At 37.9% G+C, this 22,142-nt stretch carries 26 protein-coding genes, 1 other RNA gene and 1 riboswitch; of the genes, 3 read left to right on the top strand and 24 right to left on the bottom strand.

Annotation, left to right across the window (positions count from 1 at the left end; all coding sequences use genetic code 11):
- Window positions 1-14 precede the first annotated feature (14 nt).
- From sufD to KYI10_02845, 9 genes are all read right to left on the bottom strand, one after another.
- A complete protein-coding gene (gene sufD, locus KYI10_02885; GenBank protein ID QYA33400.1) occupies window positions 15-1,319 on the bottom strand; it encodes a Fe-S cluster assembly protein SufD in 1,305 nt (434 codons plus the stop codon).
- Window positions 1,320-1,349: 30 nt separating this feature from the next.
- Window positions 1,350-2,126, bottom strand: coding sequence for a Fe-S cluster assembly ATPase SufC (sufC, locus tag KYI10_02880; GenBank protein QYA33399.1), 777 nt, complete (start codon window positions 2,124-2,126; stop codon window positions 1,350-1,352).
- A 188-nt stretch (window positions 2,127-2,314) separates the two neighbouring features.
- Window positions 2,315-3,139 (bottom strand): MetQ/NlpA family ABC transporter substrate-binding protein, encoded by an 825-nt coding sequence (locus tag KYI10_02875; GenBank protein ID QYA33398.1) that lies wholly within the window; start codon window positions 3,137-3,139, stop codon window positions 2,315-2,317.
- A gap of 54 nt (window positions 3,140-3,193) precedes the next feature.
- The gene (locus tag KYI10_02870; protein QYA33883.2) at window positions 3,194-3,889 is read right to left on the bottom strand and encodes a methionine ABC transporter permease; all 696 of its coding nucleotides are present in this window, start codon (window positions 3,887-3,889) and stop codon (window positions 3,194-3,196) included.
- Window positions 3,879-4,913, bottom strand: coding sequence for an ATP-binding cassette domain-containing protein (locus KYI10_02865; GenBank protein ID QYA33397.1), 1,035 nt, complete (start codon window positions 4,911-4,913; stop codon window positions 3,879-3,881). The genes KYI10_02870 and KYI10_02865 overlap by 11 nt, the downstream gene beginning before the upstream one ends.
- A gap of 66 nt (window positions 4,914-4,979) precedes the next feature.
- Window positions 4,980-5,082: riboswitch (SAM riboswitch) on the bottom strand.
- A gap of 49 nt (window positions 5,083-5,131) precedes the next feature.
- Window positions 5,132-5,443: a thioredoxin family protein gene (locus KYI10_02860; GenBank protein QYA33396.1), complete on the bottom strand. Its 312-nt coding sequence runs from the start codon at window positions 5,441-5,443 to the stop codon at window positions 5,132-5,134.
- Complete coding sequence (locus KYI10_02855; protein ID QYA33395.1) at window positions 5,415-5,804, bottom strand: toprim domain-containing protein; 390 nt, start codon at window positions 5,802-5,804, stop codon at window positions 5,415-5,417. The genes KYI10_02860 and KYI10_02855 overlap by 29 nt, the downstream gene beginning before the upstream one ends.
- Window positions 5,805-5,871: 67 nt before the next feature.
- Window positions 5,872-6,240 carry a glycine cleavage system protein GcvH gene (gene gcvH / locus KYI10_02850; GenBank protein QYA33394.1) on the bottom strand — a complete coding sequence of 123 codons (369 nt, stop codon included), beginning with the start codon at window positions 6,238-6,240 and terminating at the stop codon, window positions 5,872-5,874.
- A gap of 73 nt (window positions 6,241-6,313) precedes the next feature.
- Window positions 6,314-6,667 carry a Spx/MgsR family RNA polymerase-binding regulatory protein gene (locus KYI10_02845; GenBank protein QYA33393.1) on the bottom strand — a complete coding sequence of 118 codons (354 nt, stop codon included), beginning with the start codon at window positions 6,665-6,667 and terminating at the stop codon, window positions 6,314-6,316.
- Between the two features lie 127 nt (window positions 6,668-6,794).
- On the opposite strand from KYI10_02845, the gene KYI10_02840 reads away from it, so the two are divergent.
- The gene (locus KYI10_02840; GenBank protein QYA33392.1) at window positions 6,795-7,118 is read left to right on the top strand and encodes a thioredoxin family protein; all 324 of its coding nucleotides are present in this window, start codon (window positions 6,795-6,797) and stop codon (window positions 7,116-7,118) included.
- A 43-nt stretch (window positions 7,119-7,161) separates the two neighbouring features.
- Here KYI10_02840 and KYI10_02835 read toward each other — a convergent pair whose 3' ends face one another.
- Both KYI10_02835 and aroD read right to left on the bottom strand, forming a co-directional pair.
- Window positions 7,162-7,695 carry a nitroreductase gene (locus KYI10_02835; protein ID QYA33391.1) on the bottom strand — a complete coding sequence of 178 codons (534 nt, stop codon included), beginning with the start codon at window positions 7,693-7,695 and terminating at the stop codon, window positions 7,162-7,164.
- Window positions 7,696-7,763: 68 nt separating this feature from the next.
- On the bottom strand, window positions 7,764-8,486 hold the full coding sequence (gene aroD / locus KYI10_02830) for a type I 3-dehydroquinate dehydratase (GenBank protein QYA33390.1): 723 nt from the start codon (window positions 8,484-8,486) through the stop codon (window positions 7,764-7,766).
- Between the two features lie 177 nt (window positions 8,487-8,663).
- On the opposite strand from aroD, the gene KYI10_02825 reads away from it, so the two are divergent.
- The gene (locus KYI10_02825) at window positions 8,664-8,918 is read left to right on the top strand and encodes a hypothetical protein (GenBank protein QYA33389.1); all 255 of its coding nucleotides are present in this window, start codon (window positions 8,664-8,666) and stop codon (window positions 8,916-8,918) included.
- 87 nt (window positions 8,919-9,005) lie between these two features.
- On the opposite strand, the gene KYI10_02820 is transcribed toward KYI10_02825, so the two are convergent.
- The 13 genes from KYI10_02820 to KYI10_02760 form a co-directional block, all read right to left on the bottom strand.
- Window positions 9,006-9,167 carry a hypothetical protein gene (locus KYI10_02820; protein QYA33388.1) on the bottom strand — a complete coding sequence of 54 codons (162 nt, stop codon included), beginning with the start codon at window positions 9,165-9,167 and terminating at the stop codon, window positions 9,006-9,008.
- Window positions 9,168-9,240: 73 nt separating this feature from the next.
- Window positions 9,241-9,599: a transfer-messenger RNA gene (gene ssrA / locus KYI10_02815) on the bottom strand.
- A gap of 247 nt (window positions 9,600-9,846) precedes the next feature.
- Window positions 9,847-10,308 carry an SsrA-binding protein SmpB gene (gene smpB, locus KYI10_02810; protein QYA33387.1) on the bottom strand — a complete coding sequence of 154 codons (462 nt, stop codon included), beginning with the start codon at window positions 10,306-10,308 and terminating at the stop codon, window positions 9,847-9,849.
- A gap of 10 nt (window positions 10,309-10,318) precedes the next feature.
- Window positions 10,319-12,643, bottom strand: a complete 2,325-nt coding sequence (gene rnr / locus KYI10_02805) for a ribonuclease R (protein QYA33386.1) — start codon at window positions 12,641-12,643, stop codon at window positions 10,319-10,321.
- A 12-nt stretch (window positions 12,644-12,655) separates the two neighbouring features.
- Window positions 12,656-13,396: a carboxylesterase gene (locus KYI10_02800; protein ID QYA33385.1), complete on the bottom strand. Its 741-nt coding sequence runs from the start codon at window positions 13,394-13,396 to the stop codon at window positions 12,656-12,658.
- A 96-nt stretch (window positions 13,397-13,492) separates the two neighbouring features.
- Complete coding sequence (gene secG / locus KYI10_02795) at window positions 13,493-13,726, bottom strand: preprotein translocase subunit SecG (protein QYA33384.1); 234 nt, start codon at window positions 13,724-13,726, stop codon at window positions 13,493-13,495.
- Window positions 13,727-13,818: 92 nt separating this feature from the next.
- Window positions 13,819-15,123, bottom strand: coding sequence for a phosphopyruvate hydratase (gene eno, locus KYI10_02790; protein ID QYA33383.1), 1,305 nt, complete (start codon window positions 15,121-15,123; stop codon window positions 13,819-13,821).
- A 91-nt stretch (window positions 15,124-15,214) separates the two neighbouring features.
- Window positions 15,215-16,750: a 2,3-bisphosphoglycerate-independent phosphoglycerate mutase gene (gene gpmI / locus KYI10_02785; GenBank protein ID QYA33382.1), complete on the bottom strand. Its 1,536-nt coding sequence runs from the start codon at window positions 16,748-16,750 to the stop codon at window positions 15,215-15,217.
- A complete protein-coding gene (gene tpiA / locus KYI10_02780; GenBank protein ID QYA33381.1) occupies window positions 16,750-17,496 on the bottom strand; it encodes a triose-phosphate isomerase in 747 nt (248 codons plus the stop codon). The genes gpmI and tpiA overlap by 1 nt, the downstream gene beginning before the upstream one ends.
- Window positions 17,497-17,512: 16 nt before the next feature.
- Entirely contained in the window at window positions 17,513-18,703 is a 1,191-nt protein-coding gene (locus KYI10_02775) for a phosphoglycerate kinase (protein ID QYA33380.1), read from the bottom strand.
- Between the two features lie 106 nt (window positions 18,704-18,809).
- The gene (gap, locus tag KYI10_02770; GenBank protein ID QYA33379.1) at window positions 18,810-19,823 is read right to left on the bottom strand and encodes a type I glyceraldehyde-3-phosphate dehydrogenase; all 1,014 of its coding nucleotides are present in this window, start codon (window positions 19,821-19,823) and stop codon (window positions 18,810-18,812) included.
- Between the two features lie 137 nt (window positions 19,824-19,960).
- A complete protein-coding gene (locus KYI10_02765) occupies window positions 19,961-20,977 on the bottom strand; it encodes a sugar-binding domain-containing protein (GenBank protein ID QYA33378.1) in 1,017 nt (338 codons plus the stop codon).
- A 139-nt stretch (window positions 20,978-21,116) separates the two neighbouring features.
- Window positions 21,117-21,356, bottom strand: coding sequence for a glutaredoxin family protein (locus KYI10_02760; protein ID QYA33377.1), 240 nt, complete (start codon window positions 21,354-21,356; stop codon window positions 21,117-21,119).
- Between the two features lie 161 nt (window positions 21,357-21,517).
- On the opposite strand from KYI10_02760, the gene clpP reads away from it, so the two are divergent.
- Complete coding sequence (gene clpP / locus KYI10_02755) at window positions 21,518-22,102, top strand: ATP-dependent Clp endopeptidase proteolytic subunit ClpP (GenBank protein QYA33376.1); 585 nt, start codon at window positions 21,518-21,520, stop codon at window positions 22,100-22,102.
- Window positions 22,103-22,142: the final 40 nt, after the last annotated feature.

The raw sequence follows: 22,142 nt of genomic DNA, 5'->3' as shown, positions 1-22,142 counted from the left end.
CCTTTCAAACGTATTTATTTACCAGTAACTTTAGACTCAATTACTTCTGTTAATTGTTTCTTAACTGCTTCAATCGGTAATGCATTAACAACAGGCGCTAAGAATCCATGAATTACGAGACGCTCTGCTTCTTGTTTAGAAATACCTCGACTCATCAAGTAGAAGAGTTGCAGCGGATCAACACGACCAACAGATGCCGCGTGTCCTGCTGTTACATCATCTTCATCAATTAATAGAATTGGATTTGCATCTCCACGGGCTTTCTCAGAGAGCATTAATACACGTGATTCTTGTTGTGCATCCGCTTTCGTTCCACCGTGTTTAATGTGTCCGATACCGTTAAAGATAGATGATGCGCTGTCTTTCATTACACCATGTTTTAAAATATGACCCTCAGAACGTTTGCCGTACTGAATAATTTGTGATGTAAAGTTTAATTTTTGTGAACCGCGACCAACAACTACAATTTTAAGGTGGCTCTTAGAGTCATCTCCCATTAAGTAAGTCGTATTATCATGAATCGTATCACCATCATTCATCAATCCTAGTGCCCAGTCAATAACTGCGTCACGACTTGCAATACCACGACGAATGACATGTCCAACTAAATCTTTATTCAAGAAGTCTACTGCACCGTAGTTTACTTTCGCATTATCTTTAGCGATAACTTCTGAAATGATGTTAAGGTGACCTTTAGCTGATGTAACACCAGATAAGTAATTTTCAACGTATGTTACTTCTGAACTTTCTTCAGCTACGATTATAACGTGGTTGAACAGGTTCGCATCTTCATTATCGTGTAGCACGATGTATTGAACAGGATGTTCAATAACGACGTTACGTGGCACATAGATAAATAATCCACCATTCATCATAGCGGCATGAAGAGCCGTTAAACGATGCTCATCAACTTTAACAGCATCTGTCATATAATATTGCTCTACAAGTTCACCGTGTTCTGTAAGCGCTGTTTGTATATCGGTAATGATAACACCTTGAGATTGAAGTTTCTCCTCAATTTCAATGAACGCAGGTGTGTTGTTATGTTGAACAATTAAGTTATGCGTGTTCTCTAAATCGATTAATGCTTTAACAGATTCAGGTAACGCTTCTTTAGACGTAAAAGTTTCGCTTTCTACTACTTTATGATGCACATCGAAATTCCATTTATCCAGTTTCGTTTTATCTGGCTTTGGCATTTCGATTGTATTTAATTTATTAAGTGCATCTTGACGTAAATTTTGCATCCATGATGGTTCTTTACGTGCTGCTGAAAGATCCGTTAATATTTCTTGTGTAAAATCTATCGTATTGCTCATGAATATATCCTCCTATATGTTTAATCAGGTTTATGCGTCTACAGTTTCATCTTGAATATCTAACTCTTGTTTAATCCAGTCGTATCCTTCTTTTTCAAGACGTTGTGCAAGTTCTTCTCCACCTGATTTTACAACGCGACCTTGCATCATTACGTGAACGTGGTCTGGAGTAATATAGTTTAATAGACGTTGGTAATGCGTGATAATTAAGCAGCCGAAGTTTTCTCCGCGCATCTCGTTGATTCCTTTTGATACAACTTTAAGCGCATCGATATCTAAACCTGAGTCAATTTCATCTAAAATCGCGAATTTAGGTTCTAACATCATTAACTGAAGAATTTCGTTACGTTTCTTTTCCCCACCAGAGAATCCTTCGTTTAAATAACGTTGTGCCATATCAAGATCCATTTCTAAGAACTCCATGTTTTTATCTAATTTCTTGATAAATTGCATTAAGTTGATTTCCTTACCTTCCTCACGTTTTGCATTAATTGCTGAACGTAAGAAGTCCGCGTTTGTCACACCTGAAATTTCTGATGGATACTGCATTGCTAAGAAAAGACCTGCTTGCGCACGTTCGTCAACTTCCATCTCTAATACGTTCTCACCATCAAGTAATACTTCACCTTGAGTCACTGTATATTTCGGATGACCCATGATTGCAGCAGATAAAGTTGATTTACCTGTACCGTTAGGACCCATGATTGCATGTATTTCATTTTGCTTAATTGTCAGGTTCACACCTTTTAAAATTTCCTTACCTTCTATCTCAACGTGTAAATCTTTAATTTCTAATACTGATACCATATTGATGTCCTCCATTTATATAAAATTTTCATCTCATCTAGTTTATAATAATTTTAATCTAAGGTCAAAGGCCTATGACATAAATCACAGTTTTAATTATAACGTAATTGAGAACGAATATGAATTAAATGAGATTAAATAATAAAAAAAGATGAATATTCCTATAGGAACATTCATCTTTTCTAATATTATTTCGCCGGGATTACAGCACCATTATATTTTTTATTGATAAAATCTTGTGTTTCTTTAGATTGTAATGCTTTCACTAAAGCTTTAATTTTAGCATCACCTTTGTGTCCTTCTTGTACCGCGATCAAGTTTGCGTAAGGTGAATCACTCTTTTCAATCGCAATTGAATCTTTTAATGGATTCAGTTTATTTTCAAGTGCAAAGTTAGAGTTAATGATCACTGCATCACCTTCACCATTGTTATATGATTTCGGTAAGAATTCAGCACTTTGCTTGTTGTTGAATTTAATGTTCTTCTTATTTTCTTTAATATCTTTAAACGTAGCTTTTACTGGATCTACGCCATCGTTCAATGTGATTAATCCAGCTTCAGTAAAGAATGATAAGAAACGCCCTTCTTCAGCTGGGTTATTTGATACAAATACTTCAGCGTTTTCTGGAAGCTCTTTTAATGATTTATATTTCTTTGAGTAGATAGCCATCGGTTCGATATGGATGTTACCTGCTGATTCAATTTTATATCCTTTTGCTTTCTTCTCAGTGTCTAAGTATGGTGTATGCTGGAAGAAGTTTGCATCAAGCTCACCTGCATCTAAGAAACGGTTCGGAGTTGTGTAGTCATTGATTGTCTTAATCTTTAAAGTATAGCCTTCTTTTTCTAATACTGGTTTAACTTGTTCAAGTAATTCCGCATGCGGTGCTGGTGAAGCGCCGACAGTAATCGTCTTATCGTCTTCTTTAGAAGCTTTCTTTTCGTTGTCTCCACAAGCTGCAAGTACAAGTACTAATGTAGCTACGAATAATAATGATATAAACTTTTTCATTTAATTCACTCTCTTTCCGTTATTTAATTTATAGTCAAATTCCATTGGAACTGATTATCGTTTATCAATACGTTTTGTGATTATATCACCGATAAATTGTATCGCAAATACAAGCAGTAATATTAACACTGTCGAAACTAAGATGACATCATTCTGTGCTCTAGTGAACCCTACTAAATAAGCTAAGTTCCCTAATCCACCTGCACCGATAACCCCGGCAATGGCAGTAGACCCTACTAAAGCGATTGCTGTTACTGTAATACCAGACACAAGTGCCGGTAAACTTTCAGGAATCAATACTTTACGAACTAATGTAAAGGTATTTGCACCCATTGACTGCACCGCTTCAATAACACCCTTATCAATTTCTTTCATCGCAATTTCAACGAGTCGCGCATAAAATGGTGAAGCTCCGATGATGAGTGCCGGCAATGCGCCTTTTACACCACTAATTGTCTGCATAATTAAGTTAGTAAACGGGAACAGGAGCAAGATTAAAATGATAAATGGTATCGCTCTGAATAAATTCACTAAAAATGCAGTGATGGAATAAAAGATGCGCACTCCTTTATTGTTACTGCGTGATGTGAGGAATAAGATAATCCCGATAATCAACCCGAAGAAAAATGTAAAGAAGGTTGCAATCAATGTCATTTGCAACGTTTCTACCGTTGCTGTCCATACATCTGCCCAAATTACATTTTTGAAGCTCAGCATCTCTTTAAGCGTATCTAAAAAACTAGTTTGCATCTTGTTCTACCTCCACTTCTACACCGTGACGCTTAAGTTCATCCGCAATTTTCGTAAGATCACCATTCACCGACGTTAAATGGACGATTAAATGTCCAAATGAGCCTGCTTGTGTATGCTTTACGTTACCTGCCAGAATATTCATATCCAGACCATACTTCTGTATCACCTGACTGACAATCGGCTGTCCTGTAGCAGAACCGATGAACTTAAGTCGAAGCAGTGCCCCTACAGGATACTCTGCTTTAATCTCCTTGATAGAAGCTTCCAGTTCTTCGTCAGAGATATCATCTTTTACGAAGCGCTTCGTAATGTTCGTCTGTGGATTGTTGAATACACTTAATACTGAACCTTCTTCAACGACCTTACCGTGTTCCATCACTGCGACACGATGGCAGATTTTACGGATAACTTCCATCTCGTGTGTAATCAGCACGATTGTTAAGTTCAGCTTCTTGTTGATATCAACGAGCAGTTCAAGAATTTCGTCTGTCGTCTGAGGGTCAAGTGCACTTGTTGCTTCGTCACATAACAGTACTTTCGGATCGTTACTCAGTGCACGCGCGATACCTACACGCTGTTTTTGACCCCCAGACAGTTCGGAAGGATATGCATTTTCTCGACCATTGAGTCCAACAAGATTGATTAATGACTTCACCTTACCATCGATATCTGATTTCTTAACACCTGCAATTTCCAGTGGCAGCGCAATATTGTCATACACTGTACGCGACCATAACAAGTTAAAGTGCTGGAAGATCATCGAGATCTTCTGGCGTTTCATATTCAATGTTTTCTGATCAAGTTGATTGATAATATCATTATCAACCACCACTTCACCAGACGTCGGTTTTTCTAAACCGTTAAACATACGGATTAACGTACTTTTACCCGCACCACTAAAGCCGATGATTCCATAGATTTCACCTTGCGTAATATCCAGTGAAACACGATCTACAGCAGTGATGTCACCTTTTTTCGTTGTAAAAGTCTTTACAACATTATTTAACTTAATCACGTGCATCCTCCTAAAATAAAAAGTCGTCTTCCTTAAATACATAAGAAAGACGACATAGTGATATATTCGACTCTCTCATCTTCTAAAGTTTACACTTTATGTGAATTGGCACCATTTCTTTTCAGACGGTTGCCGGGCTTCAAAGGGCACATCCCTCCACCTCTCTTGATAAGAGCAACTATTAAATTGTTTTGTTAATGATTTTTATAATAAAGCAGATTGAATTATTCGTCAATAGATTTCGATAAAATTTCGTATATTGAAGTAACAGACTCAAATCGAAATATCGTGTCAACGACTTCATTGTCTTTGACGATGAGCAATACAGGTACACTTGAAATCTTATACTGTGTACTGAGGGATTCATAATAATTCAAATCAAGCTTTAATATATCCAGCTTCAGTGACATGTTAACGATATCCAGCATCTTTTCTGCGAGTTTACATGTGCCACAAAAAGGGGTGTAGCCAAAAATAATATAATTGTCTTGTATTCTTTCTAGATCTTTAGATTGCAAATGCGTTCTGATACTCATAAGGTTGCGACTTACCTTTCCATTCAAACTGTTCTTTAATTTCAAAGTCATGACGACTGACAACTTTCGCTAAGTAATCAAGCGGACAATTACTCACCTCACCATACTTTGAATCGATATAAATATGATGTCCTTCGCTTAAATGACGCTTAAACCACGCTCTGATCTTGCGCCCTGCTTTATCACTGTCGGTCATGATATACACTTTATGATGATACAAGTCTTCAATCATGGCATCTAACTTCTCGATGCCCATTGTGCCATTCGTGCAAATAATATGTACAGGTTCCGTTAATACTTCTTGTAATCTTTTCTTGTCTCGCTTACCCTCTACCACGATGACCTTCTGAATTACAGACATTTTCCATCACCTTTTTCGTCATATTAAAAAATCCTTGATAAATTTATTATCAAGGAAAGTATATCATTTATGCATTAATCATTTCATCATATTGCGCTTGATCCATTAATTCATCAAGTTCGCTGTCATCTGCTTCAACTTTGATCATCCATGCTTGATCCATAGCAGATTCATTTACTAATTCAGGAGAATCTTCTAATTCAGAGTTAACTTCAACAACTTTGCCTGAGATTGGAGCATATAATTCAGAAACAGTTTTAACCGACTCAACGCTACCAAATGGTGAACCAGTAGTAATTTCATCGCCTACTTCAGGAAGTTCAACGAATACGATATCCCCTAGTTCTGATTGTGCAAAGTCTGTAATTCCGATTACTTTTACGTTATCTTCTAATTTAACCCACTCATGATCTTTTGAAAATTTTAAGTTCGACATTATAAGCCCTCCATATAAATAAAATACTTAACACTTTTATAATGACATAATGTAAGCGTATCTTCAATCTTTTTTATAACCAAGTTTGTTTATAGTCCGCTTCTTTGAATCCTAAAGTGATTCTATCCTTATTTACAGCTAAAGGACGTTTTACAAGCATTCCATCTGAGGCAAGAAGCTCTAATTTCTCTTCATACGATTTATCCGGCAATGTTTCCTTTAAATCAAGCTCCTTATACTTTGTGCCTAGCCTGTTGAATAATAAATCCACATCAACACCAGTATTCTTAATAATTGTATCAAACTCTTTTGCAGTGGGTGTATGTTCCACAATGTGAATCGGCTCGAAACTCACACCATTATCCGCAAGGTATTTTGCTGCTTTTCTACAGGTTGTACAGCTGGGTAACTGATAAAATTTAATCATATGTAACCTCCTGAATGTGATACCTCAATCATAACAACTTTGTAAGATTACGACAACTAAGCGTTTTCTTTTCTTTACTTCTTAAAAAGAAGTATAATATAAGAAAAGTATATAAGGAGTAATAAAAGTGAGAACAATTAGTCAATACGAAGAGTTTAAAGAAATTATTGCAAGTGAGGAACCTGTTGTTATCAAGTTCTTCGCAGATTGGTGCCCAGACTGTACGCGTATGGACTTTTGGATCGATCCAATTGTTGACGAATATCACAACTATAACTGGTATAAGATTAATCGTGACCAAGTGCCTGAAGCAGCAGATGAAAACGACGTTATGGGTATTCCAAGCATCTTAATTTTTAAGAATAGTGAAAAGCTAGCACACTTGCATTCAGCGAACGCCAAAACACCTGAATCAGTGAAAGCATTTCTAGCAGAACATTTAACAAAATAACAAAAAACTGCGCGTCCGGTTAACTGGATGCGCAGTTTTTATTTTAAAATAGCGTAATCAAGTTTTCTTTCTTTCTCTCCTTGTGCGGTGCTTCAGTTTGTGCCGTTAAATAAATCACACCATAGATTATTTCATCATCTTGAACATTTAGTGCATCGTTCATTTTTGGATTTAGATAGGGGGGCTGTGTTTTTATGCAGCTACCAACACCGTTTTCAAATAGAGCGAGTGATAGTGTCTGCATAAACCCGCCAACTGCAAGTAAATCTTCAAAGTTTTCTTTCTGACGGCGATCACGTTTTCCAACTATGACGAGTACTCCAGCTAACTTTTTAACTGTTTCAATATGCGTCTGATACTTCTCTTCATTATTTTTAAATGCGATATCAGCAAACAATTGTCCAAAATCAGTTAAGCGTTCTTTCTTCACCCATACTACACGCCACGGTTCACGCATACCATGGTTTGGTGTATATGTCGCGAGTTCAATAGAAGCCTTAACCACGCTGTCGTCAACTGTCGTATCTTCATATTGCTTAATACTTCTTCTCTCTTTAATTGCCTGTTTTAATTCCATAAAAAACATCCTCTCACACTAATTGATAACTATTATCAATTATAGTAAAAGGATGTTCATTTGTAAACTTAATACAGTGCAAGCCGATGATGCAGATCACGTACATGAATCTGTCCTGGTGCTACAGGTTCACCTACATAGCCAAACGTCATTGACGAACCAAATACACCACATGCAAGTCGTGTTATCTTACCGATTTCACCCATCGCTATACCAATAACATTCGTATCATAAGCTTGCTTCGTTTCATACACTGCATCCATTAGATTCAGCACATCTTTACCATCATGAGGCATTACTGCAAGTTTACAGTAATCTGCATCTAGTGTAATCATCTTCTTGTACATCGCAAGCATATCTTTTATACGAGGTGTGTACTGAAATTCATGATGACTGATCAGCACTTCAATTTGATGCTGACGCGCGAGCTGTAATAAATCTGTCATGTATTGTTCATAGATCATTAAATCAATATCAATAATATCACAGAGGTCATTTGAGATTATAAACTTAATAATCTCATAGTAATCTGCAGCTTCTATCGTTGCTCGGTCTCTATCATCGAACATACGATATGTAAACAGCATCTTCTTATTTGGAAAATGGCTTCTAATATATAGAAGTTCATCTTTATAATCCGCTAGTGTCATCACCTTTAAATCTGCACGGTACTCAATAATATCAAAGAAAGCACTGTTTTCCTCAGCCTCTTTCACATGAATATTATTCTTATTTTGCACATCTGATAATGTAACGATAATCTTTGGAATCGCTAAACCTTTATCACTCAATTTAAATCCTCCTCAAATGAAAGCCCGAAACTGTGGTAAAATGTATATATGTGTTTGAAACGAGCTGTTTTCTCCATTCTACAACATCTTTGTTCTTTATTACATGAAAATAACCTCATTTTAAATTTGTATCTCAATTTAAATGACGGAACACAAATTTAACTTAAAGGTGATACTATGAAAAATACATTCAATCTTAAATATTTACCAGGCTGGTCATTAACGAATAATACTAAAATTCCGATTCGATTAGTAGAAAATAAATCTTATATCGCAGTAACGAAACCTATTTACAAAAGTCATAGTATTCTTGATATCATTGAATTTAATAATGGAGAACCTGTTGCTTTCACCAACCCGAACAACAGTAACCAGATTGCTATAGCAATTAGTCATGACACGAAAGAAATAACCGTTAACCCGCGTGATTAACGGTTATTAATTTATGCATTCGGTTGATGATGTGATGTCTCGAGGTGGCTCGTAAATTTATACACGCGCCACCTTGCTTATACCCACCTATTTATCAGACCGTTTCACTTCTTGTGATAATGTTAATATCGATAACAATACTGACAATCCTAAGAAATAATACTTATAATCATCGATTGACGGTATAACAAATGACAGCAAAAATGCAATAAACAATATAACCGCTAGACCATTCATAAAATTATTCATAACATCCTCCTTTGTTCGTCTATAACCAATATAGCACAAAAAAAGCCTATAACACTTGGTGTTATAGGCTAATGTATGGAGACGGCGGGAGTCGAACCCGCGTCCAAGGATCCTGCAGCTGATACTTCTACGTGTGTAGTCCTGTTATTAAGTTTCGCTATTAACCTGAAAACGGACATCCTGGTTAATAGCTAGCTCGATTAATCTCTTCTGTACAGACCGCAAGCGGAGGTGTACAGCGTATCCTACTTAAGTTGAACCTCTACATCAGGCACATAGGCGATGCTTGAGAGAGGTGCAGAGTGCGATTAGGCAGCTACTGCGAAATTGTTTGTTTTGCCAGTTATTATAAACTGTTGTGTTGATGACGAAGACAACCCTCCGACACGCTATACCAGCCCAAGTGACCCCTGTCGAATCCGTAACGCCCCCGTGGTTAGTATTTTCTAACTAGCATTTTCTAATATAACAAAATTATAAGGGAGTATCAAGAAAAATGATTGCATTGAAGATGGCCCATGTTTTTTATTTATGGGCCATCTTCAGCAGTATACCCTCATCTCGGCATTCATCTTGGCCCATGTTTTTTATTTATGGGCCATCCTCAGCAGTAATCGCTACTTCATCTTAATCTCACACATCAAAATACGACCTGCCACATAAGCAGGTCGTACTTATTCTAATATCTTTCTTTCATTGCACGGTCCATTTCACGTTTCGCTTCTTTTGCTTTTAGGGCATGACGCTTGTCGTAGTCTTTCTTACCTTTCGCTACACCGATCAGCATCTTGCAGTAGCCGTTTTTAATATATAGCTTCAGTGGTACAAGCGTGTAGCCTTGTTCACGAGTCTGTCCAAACAGTTTATCGATCTGTTTTCTTTTCAATAGTAACTTGCGTGTTCTAAGTGGATCATGGTTAAATCGATTACCCTCTTCATAAGGTGCAACGTGCATATTGTAGACATACATTTCACCATTATACACGCGTGCATAGGAATCACGTAAGTTTGCGCTTCCACGTCGAATGGACTTAATTTCTGTTCCTTTAAGTTCGATTCCCGCTTCTATCGTTTCTTCAATCGTATAATCGTGACTCGCTTTTCTATTTTGTGCTAATACTTTTCCGGTTCCTTTAGGCATAACGTCACCTCTACTTCTTCTTTCTACGCCCTGAATTTTTCACCGCTTTCGCTTTATAGAACGGTTTCTTATTTTTATGCTTCTTACTCATTTCTGTGCCACGCGCTTTACCGCGTCCTTTTTTTTGCGGTTTTTCATCAGATGATTTTGTGTTCCTTTTCGCTTTAATTTTCACTTCGCGAATCTTATCTTCAATCTTCTTCATATCCATACCAACAATCGCAAAGTCAATCATGCGTTCATCAACGTTGACATTCACAACTTTTACGCGCACTTTCTGACCGATTCTGTATACTTTACCGTGACGTTCACCAATCATCGCCATATGACGTTCATCAAAGTTATAGTAATCGTCTGTCATGTTTGAATTATGAACCATACCTTCGATTGTATTCTCAAGTTCAACGAACATACCGAAGTTTGCAACACTGCTGATAATCCCGTCAAATTCTTCACCGATATGCTGCACCATGTATTCCGCCTTCTTCAGATCATCTGTATCACGTTCGGCATCGATGGCACGGCGTTCTCGTTTAGAAGTATGTTCACTAATCTCGATCAATGCTTCTGCCCAGAAATCCTGTGCTTTATCGTCCATAGATTTCTCGAACAAATATTTACGAATCAGTCTGTGCACGATTAAATCTGGATAACGTCGTATCGGGGATGTGAAGTGCGTATAATATTCAGCTGATAATCCAAAGTGACCTAAGTTTTCTTCTGAATACTTCGCCTGTTGCATCGAGCGCAGCATAAGTGTCGAGATAACGAGTTCTTCAGGTTTACCATGAATTTCGTTACCGATATTCTGCAACGTTTTCGGATGAATATTCTCTGTGCCACCCTTAACTAATATACCGAAGTTTGTAATAAACTCAAAGAAACGTTTCAGGCGATCCGCTTTCGGTTCTTCATGTACGCGATAGATGAACGGTACTTTCATCTTTGCAAAGTGTTCTGCAACTGTTTCATTTGCTGCAAGCATAAAGGATTCAATCAAGCGCTCACCGAGCCCTCTATCTCTTATCACTACTTCTCTAGGAACGCCGTCTTCATCTACTAATATCTTTGCTTCTTTTAAATCGAAATCAATCTCTCCACGTGCTTCGCGCATACGTTTAAGAATCGCTGCTAAATCTTTGGCGTGTAATAGTAGTTCATGAATATGTGCATATTTATTGATTAAAGCTTCATCCTTATCCTCTAATATTGCATTCACGTCATCATAAGTCATACGTTCGTCCGAATGTATAACACTTTCATAGATCTTATGATTTACAGTATGTCCATTTGGTGTGATTTCCATCTCACAGCTTAATGTTAAACGGTCTGCGTGTGGATTAAGTGAACAAATACCATTGCTGAGTCGATGTGGTATCATCGGAATTACGCGGTCCACTAGATACACACTTGTGCCACGTTCATATGCATCTGCATCAAGACTAGATCCTTCTGTTACATAGTGACTGACATCAGCAATAGAGACGATTAAACGGTAGTTCCCATTATCCAGCTTATCAACGCTGATTGCATCATCTAAGTCCTTTGCGTCAGCTCCATCAATTGTAATCGTCAGAACGTCACGTAAATCCGTTCTTCCTGTGATTTCTGAGGGACTGATTTCATCTGGTACATTATTAGCTTCTTCAATCGTCGCTGGATTGAATTCAATATTAATCCCGTGTTGATAAATTATCGATAATATATCAACGCCTGGATCATTTTTATGACCAAGAATGGCTTTTACCATACCTTCAGGATTATTCGTACCATCAGCATACTGCGTAAGTTCTACGAGTACTTTATGACCTTCAACTGCCCCTAAATTTTTACCTTTTGGAATAAAGATATCTTGTGTAATTCTTGAGTCGTCGGGTAATACAAAACCGAAATGTTTCGCTTCAGTATAAGTACCGACAACTTGAGTAATTGCACGCTTTTCAATTGCCTTTACTTCACCTTCATTACGACCATCTCGCGCCTTTGATACGCTCACGAGTACCGTATCTCCATCCATAGCACGATTAATCTTATTCGGTGGAATAAATACATCATCTACTGTTTCGTCCTCTGCTCTTACGAATGCAAAACCTTTCTTATGCTGACTCAGCGTTCCTTTTACGAGTGCTTTACTACCATCAAATGCAATGTAGTACTTATCGTTTTTCGTGCGACTCAATTTTCCTGTTTGTTCTAAATGTACAAGCGTTTTAACTAAATCTTTAAATGCATCTGCACTCTCAAGATTTAGATGCGCTTCTATTGCTTCTATCGTAACTGCACTACCCTTTAATGATTTTAAATATGCAATTACTTCATGTTCATACAGATGCATATAATTCCTCCTTTAATTTGACCAGTCTAATTGTTCTAAAAACTGATGATAATCTTCAAATAACTGTTCTTTTTCTTTATCTATTGTTATAACGTGACCACTTTGTTCATACCAATGCATTTCTTTGTCATCGCTTTCTGCTTCATTATAGATGATGTTCGCTGAATCTGGATTAATCATCGTATCTAGTCTACCTTGAGCTACAAACAGTGGTGCGTATACATTATCTACTGTATCTCGGACATCTTGAATCGTCATTTGTAAATCTACAAGCATATCTGTCGGATGGAAATTTTCCATTTCCTGATTAATCTGAGTTTCAGGTTTACCTTCACGCTTCTTAAATTCACGCGCATATGCCAGGACACCTTCATACATATTGCCAGTTGTCTTAATATACATCGGACTGCACATTGTAGCTACACTTAACACATCACGATATTGCGCCAGCTTCAAAGCGAAGACACCACCAAGCGATAGTCCTGCTACTGCAATTTCATTATACCCTTTTTCAACTAAGAAATCATAAGCTTCTAGGACTTGGCTCCACCATACGTGTGGACTAGATGCAAGCAGTTCTTCCGGGGGTACCCCGTGACCTTCATAGTGCGGTGCATAACTTGTATAACCTTTTTTCTGCAGGAATCTTCCAAGTTGTCTCACATCTGATGAATTTCCTGTAAACCCATGTAATAATAGGACTGCTCTTTTTCCCTCTTCAAAAAAGAACGGTTCTGGTAATCTTATTTTCATAATACATTCTCCTTTTAATAACCTCATCTACTATTGTAAGTTTTTTAGGAACAGATTTAAAATAAAAAAGCCCGAACGCGATTGTCCGGACCTGTTTTAAATATTAAAGTAACCAATAGCAATAGTAATTAAGAATAATAATACCGATGCAACAATTGTGATTCTATTTAATATTAATTCTACACCACGTTGTTTTTGTTTACCGAAAAGTGTCTCAGCACCGCCACTGATGGCACCTGATAAACCGCTGCTCTTACCTTCTTGTAAAAGTACAACTGTGATTAATACGAAACAATCTATGATTAATAAAACGGTTAATAGCGTATTCATGAGTGGTCCTCCTATATGATAACTCTTAACATTTTACCATATATACATAAAAAAAGGAAGAGACGTCGTCACGTCTCTCCTTATAAATGCAATTATTTATTTAAATTGTAGAATGCATTTAAACCTTTAAATTTTGCAGTTTCAAATAATTCATCTTCAATACGTAACAATTGATTGTATTTCGCAATACGGTCAGTACGTGATAATGAACCTGTTTTAATTTGTCCAGCGTTTGTTGCAACTGCGATATCCGCAATTGTAGTATCTTCAGTTTCACCAGAACGGTGTGAAACAACTGCAGTGTACCCAGCTTTTTGAGCCATTTCGATTGCTTCGAATGTTTCAGTTAAAGTACCGATTTGGTTCACTTTAATTAAGATTGAGTTACCAACCCCTTCGTTAATACCACGTTCTAAAATCTTAGTGTTCGTAACGAATAAATCATCACCAACAAGTTGTACCTTATTGCCTAAACGATCTGTTAATGCTTTCCAGCCTTCCCAGTCATTTTCATCCATACCATCTTCAATTGTGATGATTGGATATTTGTTTACTAATTCTTCTAAATAATCTACTTGTTCAGCAGAAGTACGTTTTTTACCGTTTTCACCTTCAAATTTAGCGTAGTCATATACACCGTTTTCGAAGAACTCAGAAGCAGCACAGTCAAATCCTAAGAATACATCTTTACCTGGCTCAAGTCCTGCAGCTTTAATCGCTTCTAAAATTGTTTCAACAGCATCTTCAGTACCTTCAAATGTCGGTGCGAATCCACCTTCATCACCTACAGCAGTAGATAAATTACGGCCTTTCAAGATTTTCGCTAAGTTGTGGAAAATTTCAGCGCCCCAGCGTAATGCTTCTTTGAAGTTTGGTGCTCCTACTGGTAATACCATGAACTCCTGGAATGCGATCGGTGCATCTGAGTGAGAACCACCGTTAACGATGTTCATCATCGGAACTGGTAATTCAGTACCGTTAAATCCACCTAGATATTTGTATAAAGGCATACCTAAGTAGTCAGCAGCAGCACGAGCTACAGCGATAGACACACCTAAAATTGCATTGGCACCTAATTTACCTTTGTTATCTGTACCATCTAAAGCAATCATCATTTTGTCGATTGATACTTGATCAAGTACCGAGAAGTCACCTTCAATAATCTCAGGTGCGATAATTTCATTTACGTTTTCTACAGCTTTTAAAACACCTTTACCCATATAACGGTCTTTATCACCATCACGTAGTTCTACTGCTTCGTGTTCACCTGTTGAAGCTCCTGATGGTACTAATGCACGCCCTAGTGCGCCACTTTCAGTAAATACTTCTACCTCAATTGTAGGGTTACCTCTTGAATCTAATACTTCGCGTGCATAAACATCTGTAATAATTGGCATTTATAAAAACTCCTCTCAATTTGTGTTCTTATTTATTATTATTGATTTAATTGAAATAATCAATTATTTGTATTTCATTTTCTGTATCACATTAACCTTTTTGAATCAACGACTCACCAGTCATATCTTCAGGTTGTTCAACACCCAATAAATCGACTAATGTCGGTGCTAGATCAGCTAGACGGCCGCCGTCACGCAACGTAACACCTTCACGCGTCACAATCACAGGTACTGGATTTGTTGTATGTGCCGTCATCGGACTACCATCAAGCTTTACCACTTCATCCGAATTACCGTGATCAGCTGTAATAATCGCTGTCCCTTGCATTTCCAAGATCTTGTCTACTACTGCACCTAGACATTCATCCACCGCTTCAATCGCTTTAATCGTTGGTTCTAGCATGCCAGAATGTCCAACCATATCAGGATTAGCAAAGTTTAAAATAATTAAATCTAAATCGCCTTTATCAAGTTCAGCAAGCAATGCATCGCGTACTTCATATGCACTCATTTCAGGCTGTAAGTCGTAGGTTGCAACTTTCGGTGAATTTATTAACACACGACGTTCGCCTGGAAACTCATCATTACGTCCACCACTCATAAAGTAAGTGACGTGCGGATACTTTTCTGTTTCAGCGATACGCAGTTGTGTCAAGTTGTTACTTGCTGCGACTTCACCGATTGTGTTCACTAAATCTACCTTTTCAAATACAACATCTGCTTTCACTTGATCGTTGTACTTAGTAAATGTTACGAACTTAATCCCGATTAGACGCTTATCCATCTTGAAGCCGTCAAATTCTTCATTCGTATATACTTCTGAAAGCTGTGCTGCACGGTCAGGTCTGAAGTTGAAGAAAATCATTGCATCTCCGTCGTTTACACCCGTGTTCTCTTCTCCTTTTTCGTGGTCTTTAACCACAAACGGAACAACGAACTCATCATTTACACCTTCTGCATAACTTGCTTCTACACCTGCAGCGGCTGAACTATATTCTACACCTTTACCGTATGTCATAGCATCATATGCTAATTGCTCACGATCCCAGCGTTTGTCTCTATCCATCGCATAGTAACGACCAGAAACAGAAGCAAATTGACCGATACCAATCTCTTTAAACTGCTTTTCAGTTGCCTCGATATACTTAAGCGCTGTCTGCTGACCGACATCGCGACCATCTAAAAACGCATGCACATAAACCTTGTCTACTCCTTGCTCTTTCGCAAGTTTAAGTAACGCAAATAAATGTTCATAGTGACTGTGCACGCCACCATCAGAGAGTAATCCCATTAAGTGCAGCACTGTATGATTCTCTTTCACATGCTGCATTGCGTCTAGCAGCACCTGATTCTTAAAGAAGTCACCATCTTCAATCGATTTATTGATACGTGTCAAAGACTGATAGACAACACGGCCTGCTCCAATGTTTAAATGGCCCACTTCAGAATTCCCCATCTGTCCTTCAGGCAATCCTACATCCAATCCACATGCTTTCAGTTCGCTATGTGGATATTGATTGTAGTAACGGTCAAAATTTGGTTTATGTGCTTGAGCGACTGCATTCCCAAATGTTTCTTTACGGTTTGCAAAACCATCTAAAATGATTAAAGCTGTCGGGCTTTTCATTACTTAGCACCTTCTAACAATTGAACAAAAGAATCCACTTCTAACGATGCGCCACCTACTAATGCACCATCGATGTTTTCGTTTGCCATATATTCCTTAATATTACCTGGTTTAACAGATCCGCCGTATTGGATACGCACAGCTGCAGCTGCATCTTTACCGAAGTCTTTTTCCACAACTGAACGCACGAACTTACAGCTTGCTTCAGCATCTTCACTTGTTGCAGATTTACCTGTTCCGATTGCCCAGATAGGTTCATAGGCAATAACAAGCTGCTTCACTTGTTCAGCGTCAAAACCTTTAAGCGCGTTGCTTACTTGAGCACCTACTTTAGCTTCAAACTGACCTGATTCACGTTCTTCGTCTGTTTCACCACAACAAATGATTGGTGTCATCCCATGTTTAAATACAGCCAATGCTTTCTTATTAATATCTTCGTCTGTTTCACTAAAATATTCACGACGTTCAGAATGTCCTAAAACTACATACTGTACACCTAGATCCTTTAATGCTGCTGGAGATGTTTCGCCAGTGAATGCACCGCTATCTTCAAAATAACAATTTTGAGCACCAACTTGTAAGTTTTTAACATCAGCAGAAATAATTGCATCTAATTGAATATGTGGTGCACAGATTACTGCATCAACACCTTCTGCCGGTAACTCTGGTAAGCTTGAAACAAATGCTTTCGCTTCTTTTACCGTTTTGTTCATTTTCCAGTTTCCTGCGATAATTGGTTTTCTCATTTATAAAAACTCCTTTTTATTTGTCAGAAATTGATTTAATACCTGGCAGTTCTTTACCTTCTAAGTACTCTAACGAAGCGCCGCCGCCTGTTGAGATATGCGTGAACTTATCTGCGAATCCAAGGTCCATTGCTGCTGCTGCTGAATCTCCACCGCCGATAATTGTAGTCGCGTCTTTCAGTTCAGCAATTGCTTTACATACTCCTACGGTACCTTTCGCAAAATTACTCATTTCGAATACACCCATCGGTCCGTTCCATACGACAGTTTTAGCGCCTTCAAGTTCTTTGCCAAATAATTCAACTGTTTTAGGACCGATATCTAAAGCTTGTAAATCAGCTGGAATGTGGTCGATTGCTACTGCTTCGATTTCTCCATCATTTGAGAACTCTTTTGTCACTTTCGCATCAACAGGTAAAACAAGTTTATCTTTACCACGTTCCATTAAATCTTTCGCTAAGTCAATTTTATCTTCCTCTAATAATGAATGACCGATTTCTTTACCTTGCGCTTTTAAGAAAGTGTACGCCATGCCGCCACCGATCAATACTTTATCAGCTACTTCTAATAAGTTCTCGATAACACCGATTTTATCTGATACTTTCGCACCACCTAAAATGGCAACAAAAGGACGTTCTGGTTTTTCAACGACACCACCGATAAACTTAATTTCTTTTTCCATCAAGAATCCTGCAGCAGTATCTATATGTGTCGCAACACCAACGTTCGATGCATGCTCACGGTGGGCAGTACCGAACGCATCATTCACAAATACATCTCCAAGTGATGCCCAATACTTCCCAAGTTGCGCATCGTTCTTACTTTCTTTCTTACCATCAACATCTTCGAAACGTGTGTTTTCGAATAATAATACTTCACCTGATTGTAATGCATTAATTGCTGATTCTAACTTTTCTCCACGTGTTTCAGCTACAAACTGAACATCTTTTTCGAGTAGTTCTGATAAACGATTTGCTACAGGTTGAAGTGATAAATTCGCCTTATCTTCTTCGGTTTTCACTTTACCAAGGTGAGAGAATAATATCACTTTCCCGCCTTGCTCGATAATATATTTAATAGTAGGTAATGCTTCAACGATACGATTATCGTTCGTAATGTTCCCATCTTTCATCGGTACATTGAAATCAGCACGCACGAGTACTTTTTTATCTTTTAACTCTAAATCTGAAACAACCTTTTTAACCATGTTACGGCCTCCTAATAATATATTCTTACAATATAATTATACCAAATAACTTATTAAAAAAAGCAGGAGAAGCGAAATCTTCCCCCGCTTACGCGTGAATAAACTATTATTTAGCTTGTGCTTGTTCAGCTAAGAATTCTAATGTACGAACTAATTGTGCAGTGTAGCTCATTTCGTTATCGTACCAAGCAACTGTCTTAACCATTTGGTGTTCACCAACAGTCATTACACGTGTTTGTGTTGCATCGAATAATGAACCGTAAGTAATACCGATGATGTCTGATGATACGATTTCGTCTTCAGTGTAACCGAATGATTCGTTAGAAGCAGCTTTCATTGCAGCATTTACTTCTTCAACTGAAACTTCTTTTTCTAAGATTGTAGTTAACTCAGTTACTGAACCTGTTGGAACTGGAACACGTTGCGCTGATCCGTCTAATTTACCTTTTAATTCAGGGATAACTAAACCGATTGCTTTTGCAGCACCTGTTGAGTTAGGTACGATGTTGTTCGCTGCTGCACGTGCACGACGGAAGTCACCTTTTGCGTGTGGTGCATCTAATGTGTTTTGATCACCAGTGAATGCGTGAACTGTCATCATTAAACCTTCGATAATTCCGAATTCGTCGTTTAATACTTTAGCCATTGGTGCTAAACAGTTTGTAGTACATGAAGCTCCTGAAACGATCTCTTCTGAACCATCTAATACGTCATGGTTAACGTTATATACTACAGTTTTTAAGTCACCTTTTGCTGGCGCTGAAATTAATACTTTTTTAGCGCCTGCTTCGATATGCGCTTGAGCTTTTTCTTTATCTGTGAAGAAACCAGTACATTCTAAAACTACGTCGATTCCAAGTTCGCCCCATGGTAATTCAGCAGGGTTAGGATTTTCGAATGATTTAACTTCGCGACCGTTGACACGGAATCCACCTTCAATAACTTCAACTTCTTCTTTGAAACGCCCTTGTGTTGTATCATATTTTAATAAATGCGCTAACATTTTATCGTCTGTTAAATCGTTAACCGCTACTACTTCAATACCTTCTACCTCTTGTAATCTTCTGAATGCTAAACGTCCGATTCTACCAAACCCGTTAATTGCTACTTTTACTGCCATAATGTATGGCCTCCTTTAAATGTCTATTTTTAAGGGGTATACCCTTTACTACCAACTTCATCATACATCCTTATTATAATCAAAATACACAGAAAAATAAAAATATTACACTTCTGATATTAAGATTTCCTTTGAAACTACTGATTCATCAGCCAGTTACCTACAACTGAATCTGTAATCAATACTGTATGCTTCGGAGCTATCTTCAGATAGGAAGCTATCGCTTCTTTCTTACTATTTCCTCCTGCTACAGCAATGATTCTTTTATCTTCAGTAAGATCATCAAGATGTATACCAATTGTTCTTACACGATAAACGATGTTGCCATCCTCATCAAAATAATAACCGAAAGCTTCGGCAACAGCATTGCCATCCATCAGTTTCTCCATAACTTGTGGTGACGAGTGTCTTCGTTCCGCCATCTTCTGAGCTGAACCAATGCCGTGCAGTACAATATCTGCCTGTTGAATATGATGTAATACACGTCTAACAGACTGTTCTTCAAGAAGTGCATTATAACCTGCTTCACTTACTTGGTCCGGGACATAAAGAACTTCGAACGTCCCACCCGTCTGTTCAGCCATCAAATGCGTTATCGCATTAGCTTGAAAAGAAACTTCTTCACCTAATCCGCCACGCGCAGGAATAAAATTGATAGATTTATCTGTAGGACGCATTGAACGCGCAATGTGCGCCATTGTGGATCCTCCAGTTACAGTTACTCTAGTCCCATCTTCAAAACAGCTTTCTAGATACTCGCTTGTCGCCTGACCCATCCTAAGCTTCACTTCATCATCAATGTCTGCATCACCACTTACAACGATCACCTTTTGAATAGCAAAACGACTTTCAATTGCATGTGCAATATGTTCTAGCCTAGTCAAACTATCCATAGAAGCTTTCATCTTGTAAAGCACATCTTCGCCACTTTCAGTTACTGACATTCCTTTAGACGTAATGATAATCAAACCCTGTGTTTTTAATATATCCGTCTCAGTTCTAAGGATGCGTTCACTGAGGTGAACCGTTTCACTAAGTGCCCGTCTGCCAATCGGCTGATGCAGCTCAATTGCAGAGAGTATTTGAAATCTTCGGTACATCTTGTCAACTAAATCAGGGACAAGCTTCTTTTGAACCTCAAATAAAGCATTCAAATACATCCCTCCTCAATTAGTTATGGACAAAATTTGTCCCGCTCGGGTCAAAAAGTAACTTGCGTTACACATACATAATAGCAAGTCCATCTATAGTAAGCAAGTAAAAACTCCTAAAAAAATAATGAATACGCTTTCTTTAGTTATCGCTTAAATATTCCAGAATGGTCACAAAATCAATCTGGCCTTCCTGTATCACAACATCATTATGTAATAGCACTGGAATCGACATGAAATATTGCACTTCTAATGCTGGATCGCTCGTAATATTGATTTCGTTCACAGTGAAATCAATATCTTCTTGTGCTAGGGCAATTTGAATCTTTGCATCATTACAAAGTCCACATTGATTTCCTACTAATAAAGTAAGTTCTTTCATAAATACACTCCTTTTAATGTGATTTCGACCTAAATAATACTATAATATTAGCAGTAACGTTAAAAATATGAATGATATGAGCGCTTTTTTTGACTATCTTTGACTTTATAGTGTATATTAATTTTAACGAACTTTAAACGAATCTTAAGGAGGATTTACTAATGAACTTAATACCTACAGTAATTGAATCAACAAATCGCGGAGAACGCGCATATGATATTTATTCACGTCTGTTAAAGGACCGTATCATTATGTTAGGATCGGCTATCGATGACAACGTGGCAAACTCTATCGTATCTCAATTATTATTCCTACAAGCACAAGATGCTGAGAAAGATATCTACCTATACATCAACTCACCAGGTGGTAGCGTGACTGCTGGTATGGCTATCTATGATACAATGCAGCACATCAAACCTGATGTACAGACAATCTGTATCGGTATGGCAGCATCGATGGGATCATTCCTACTCGCAGCGGGTAAAAAAGGAAAAAGATTCGCTCTACCGAATGCTGAAGTTATGATTCATCAGCCATTAGGTGGCGCACAAGGGCAAGCAACCGAAATTGAAATTGCTGCACGACACATTTTAAAAACTCGCGAAAAATTAAATCGCATCTTAGCTGAACGTACAGGTCAACCTATCGAAAAGATTGAAAAAGACACAGATCGTGATAATTTCTTAACAGCTGATGAAGCGAAAGCTTATGGCTTGATCGACGAAGTTATGCATCCAGCAGAATAAAGATATAAAAATAGCGTGTACTAAGTAAAAGCTCTTAGTA

The organism is Macrococcus sp. 19Msa1099 (assembly GCA_019357535.2).
GTDB classification, from domain to species: Bacteria; Bacillota; Bacilli; order Staphylococcales; family Staphylococcaceae; genus Macrococcoides; species Macrococcoides psychrotolerans.
This window is presented reverse-complemented; position numbering and strand designations above follow the sequence as displayed.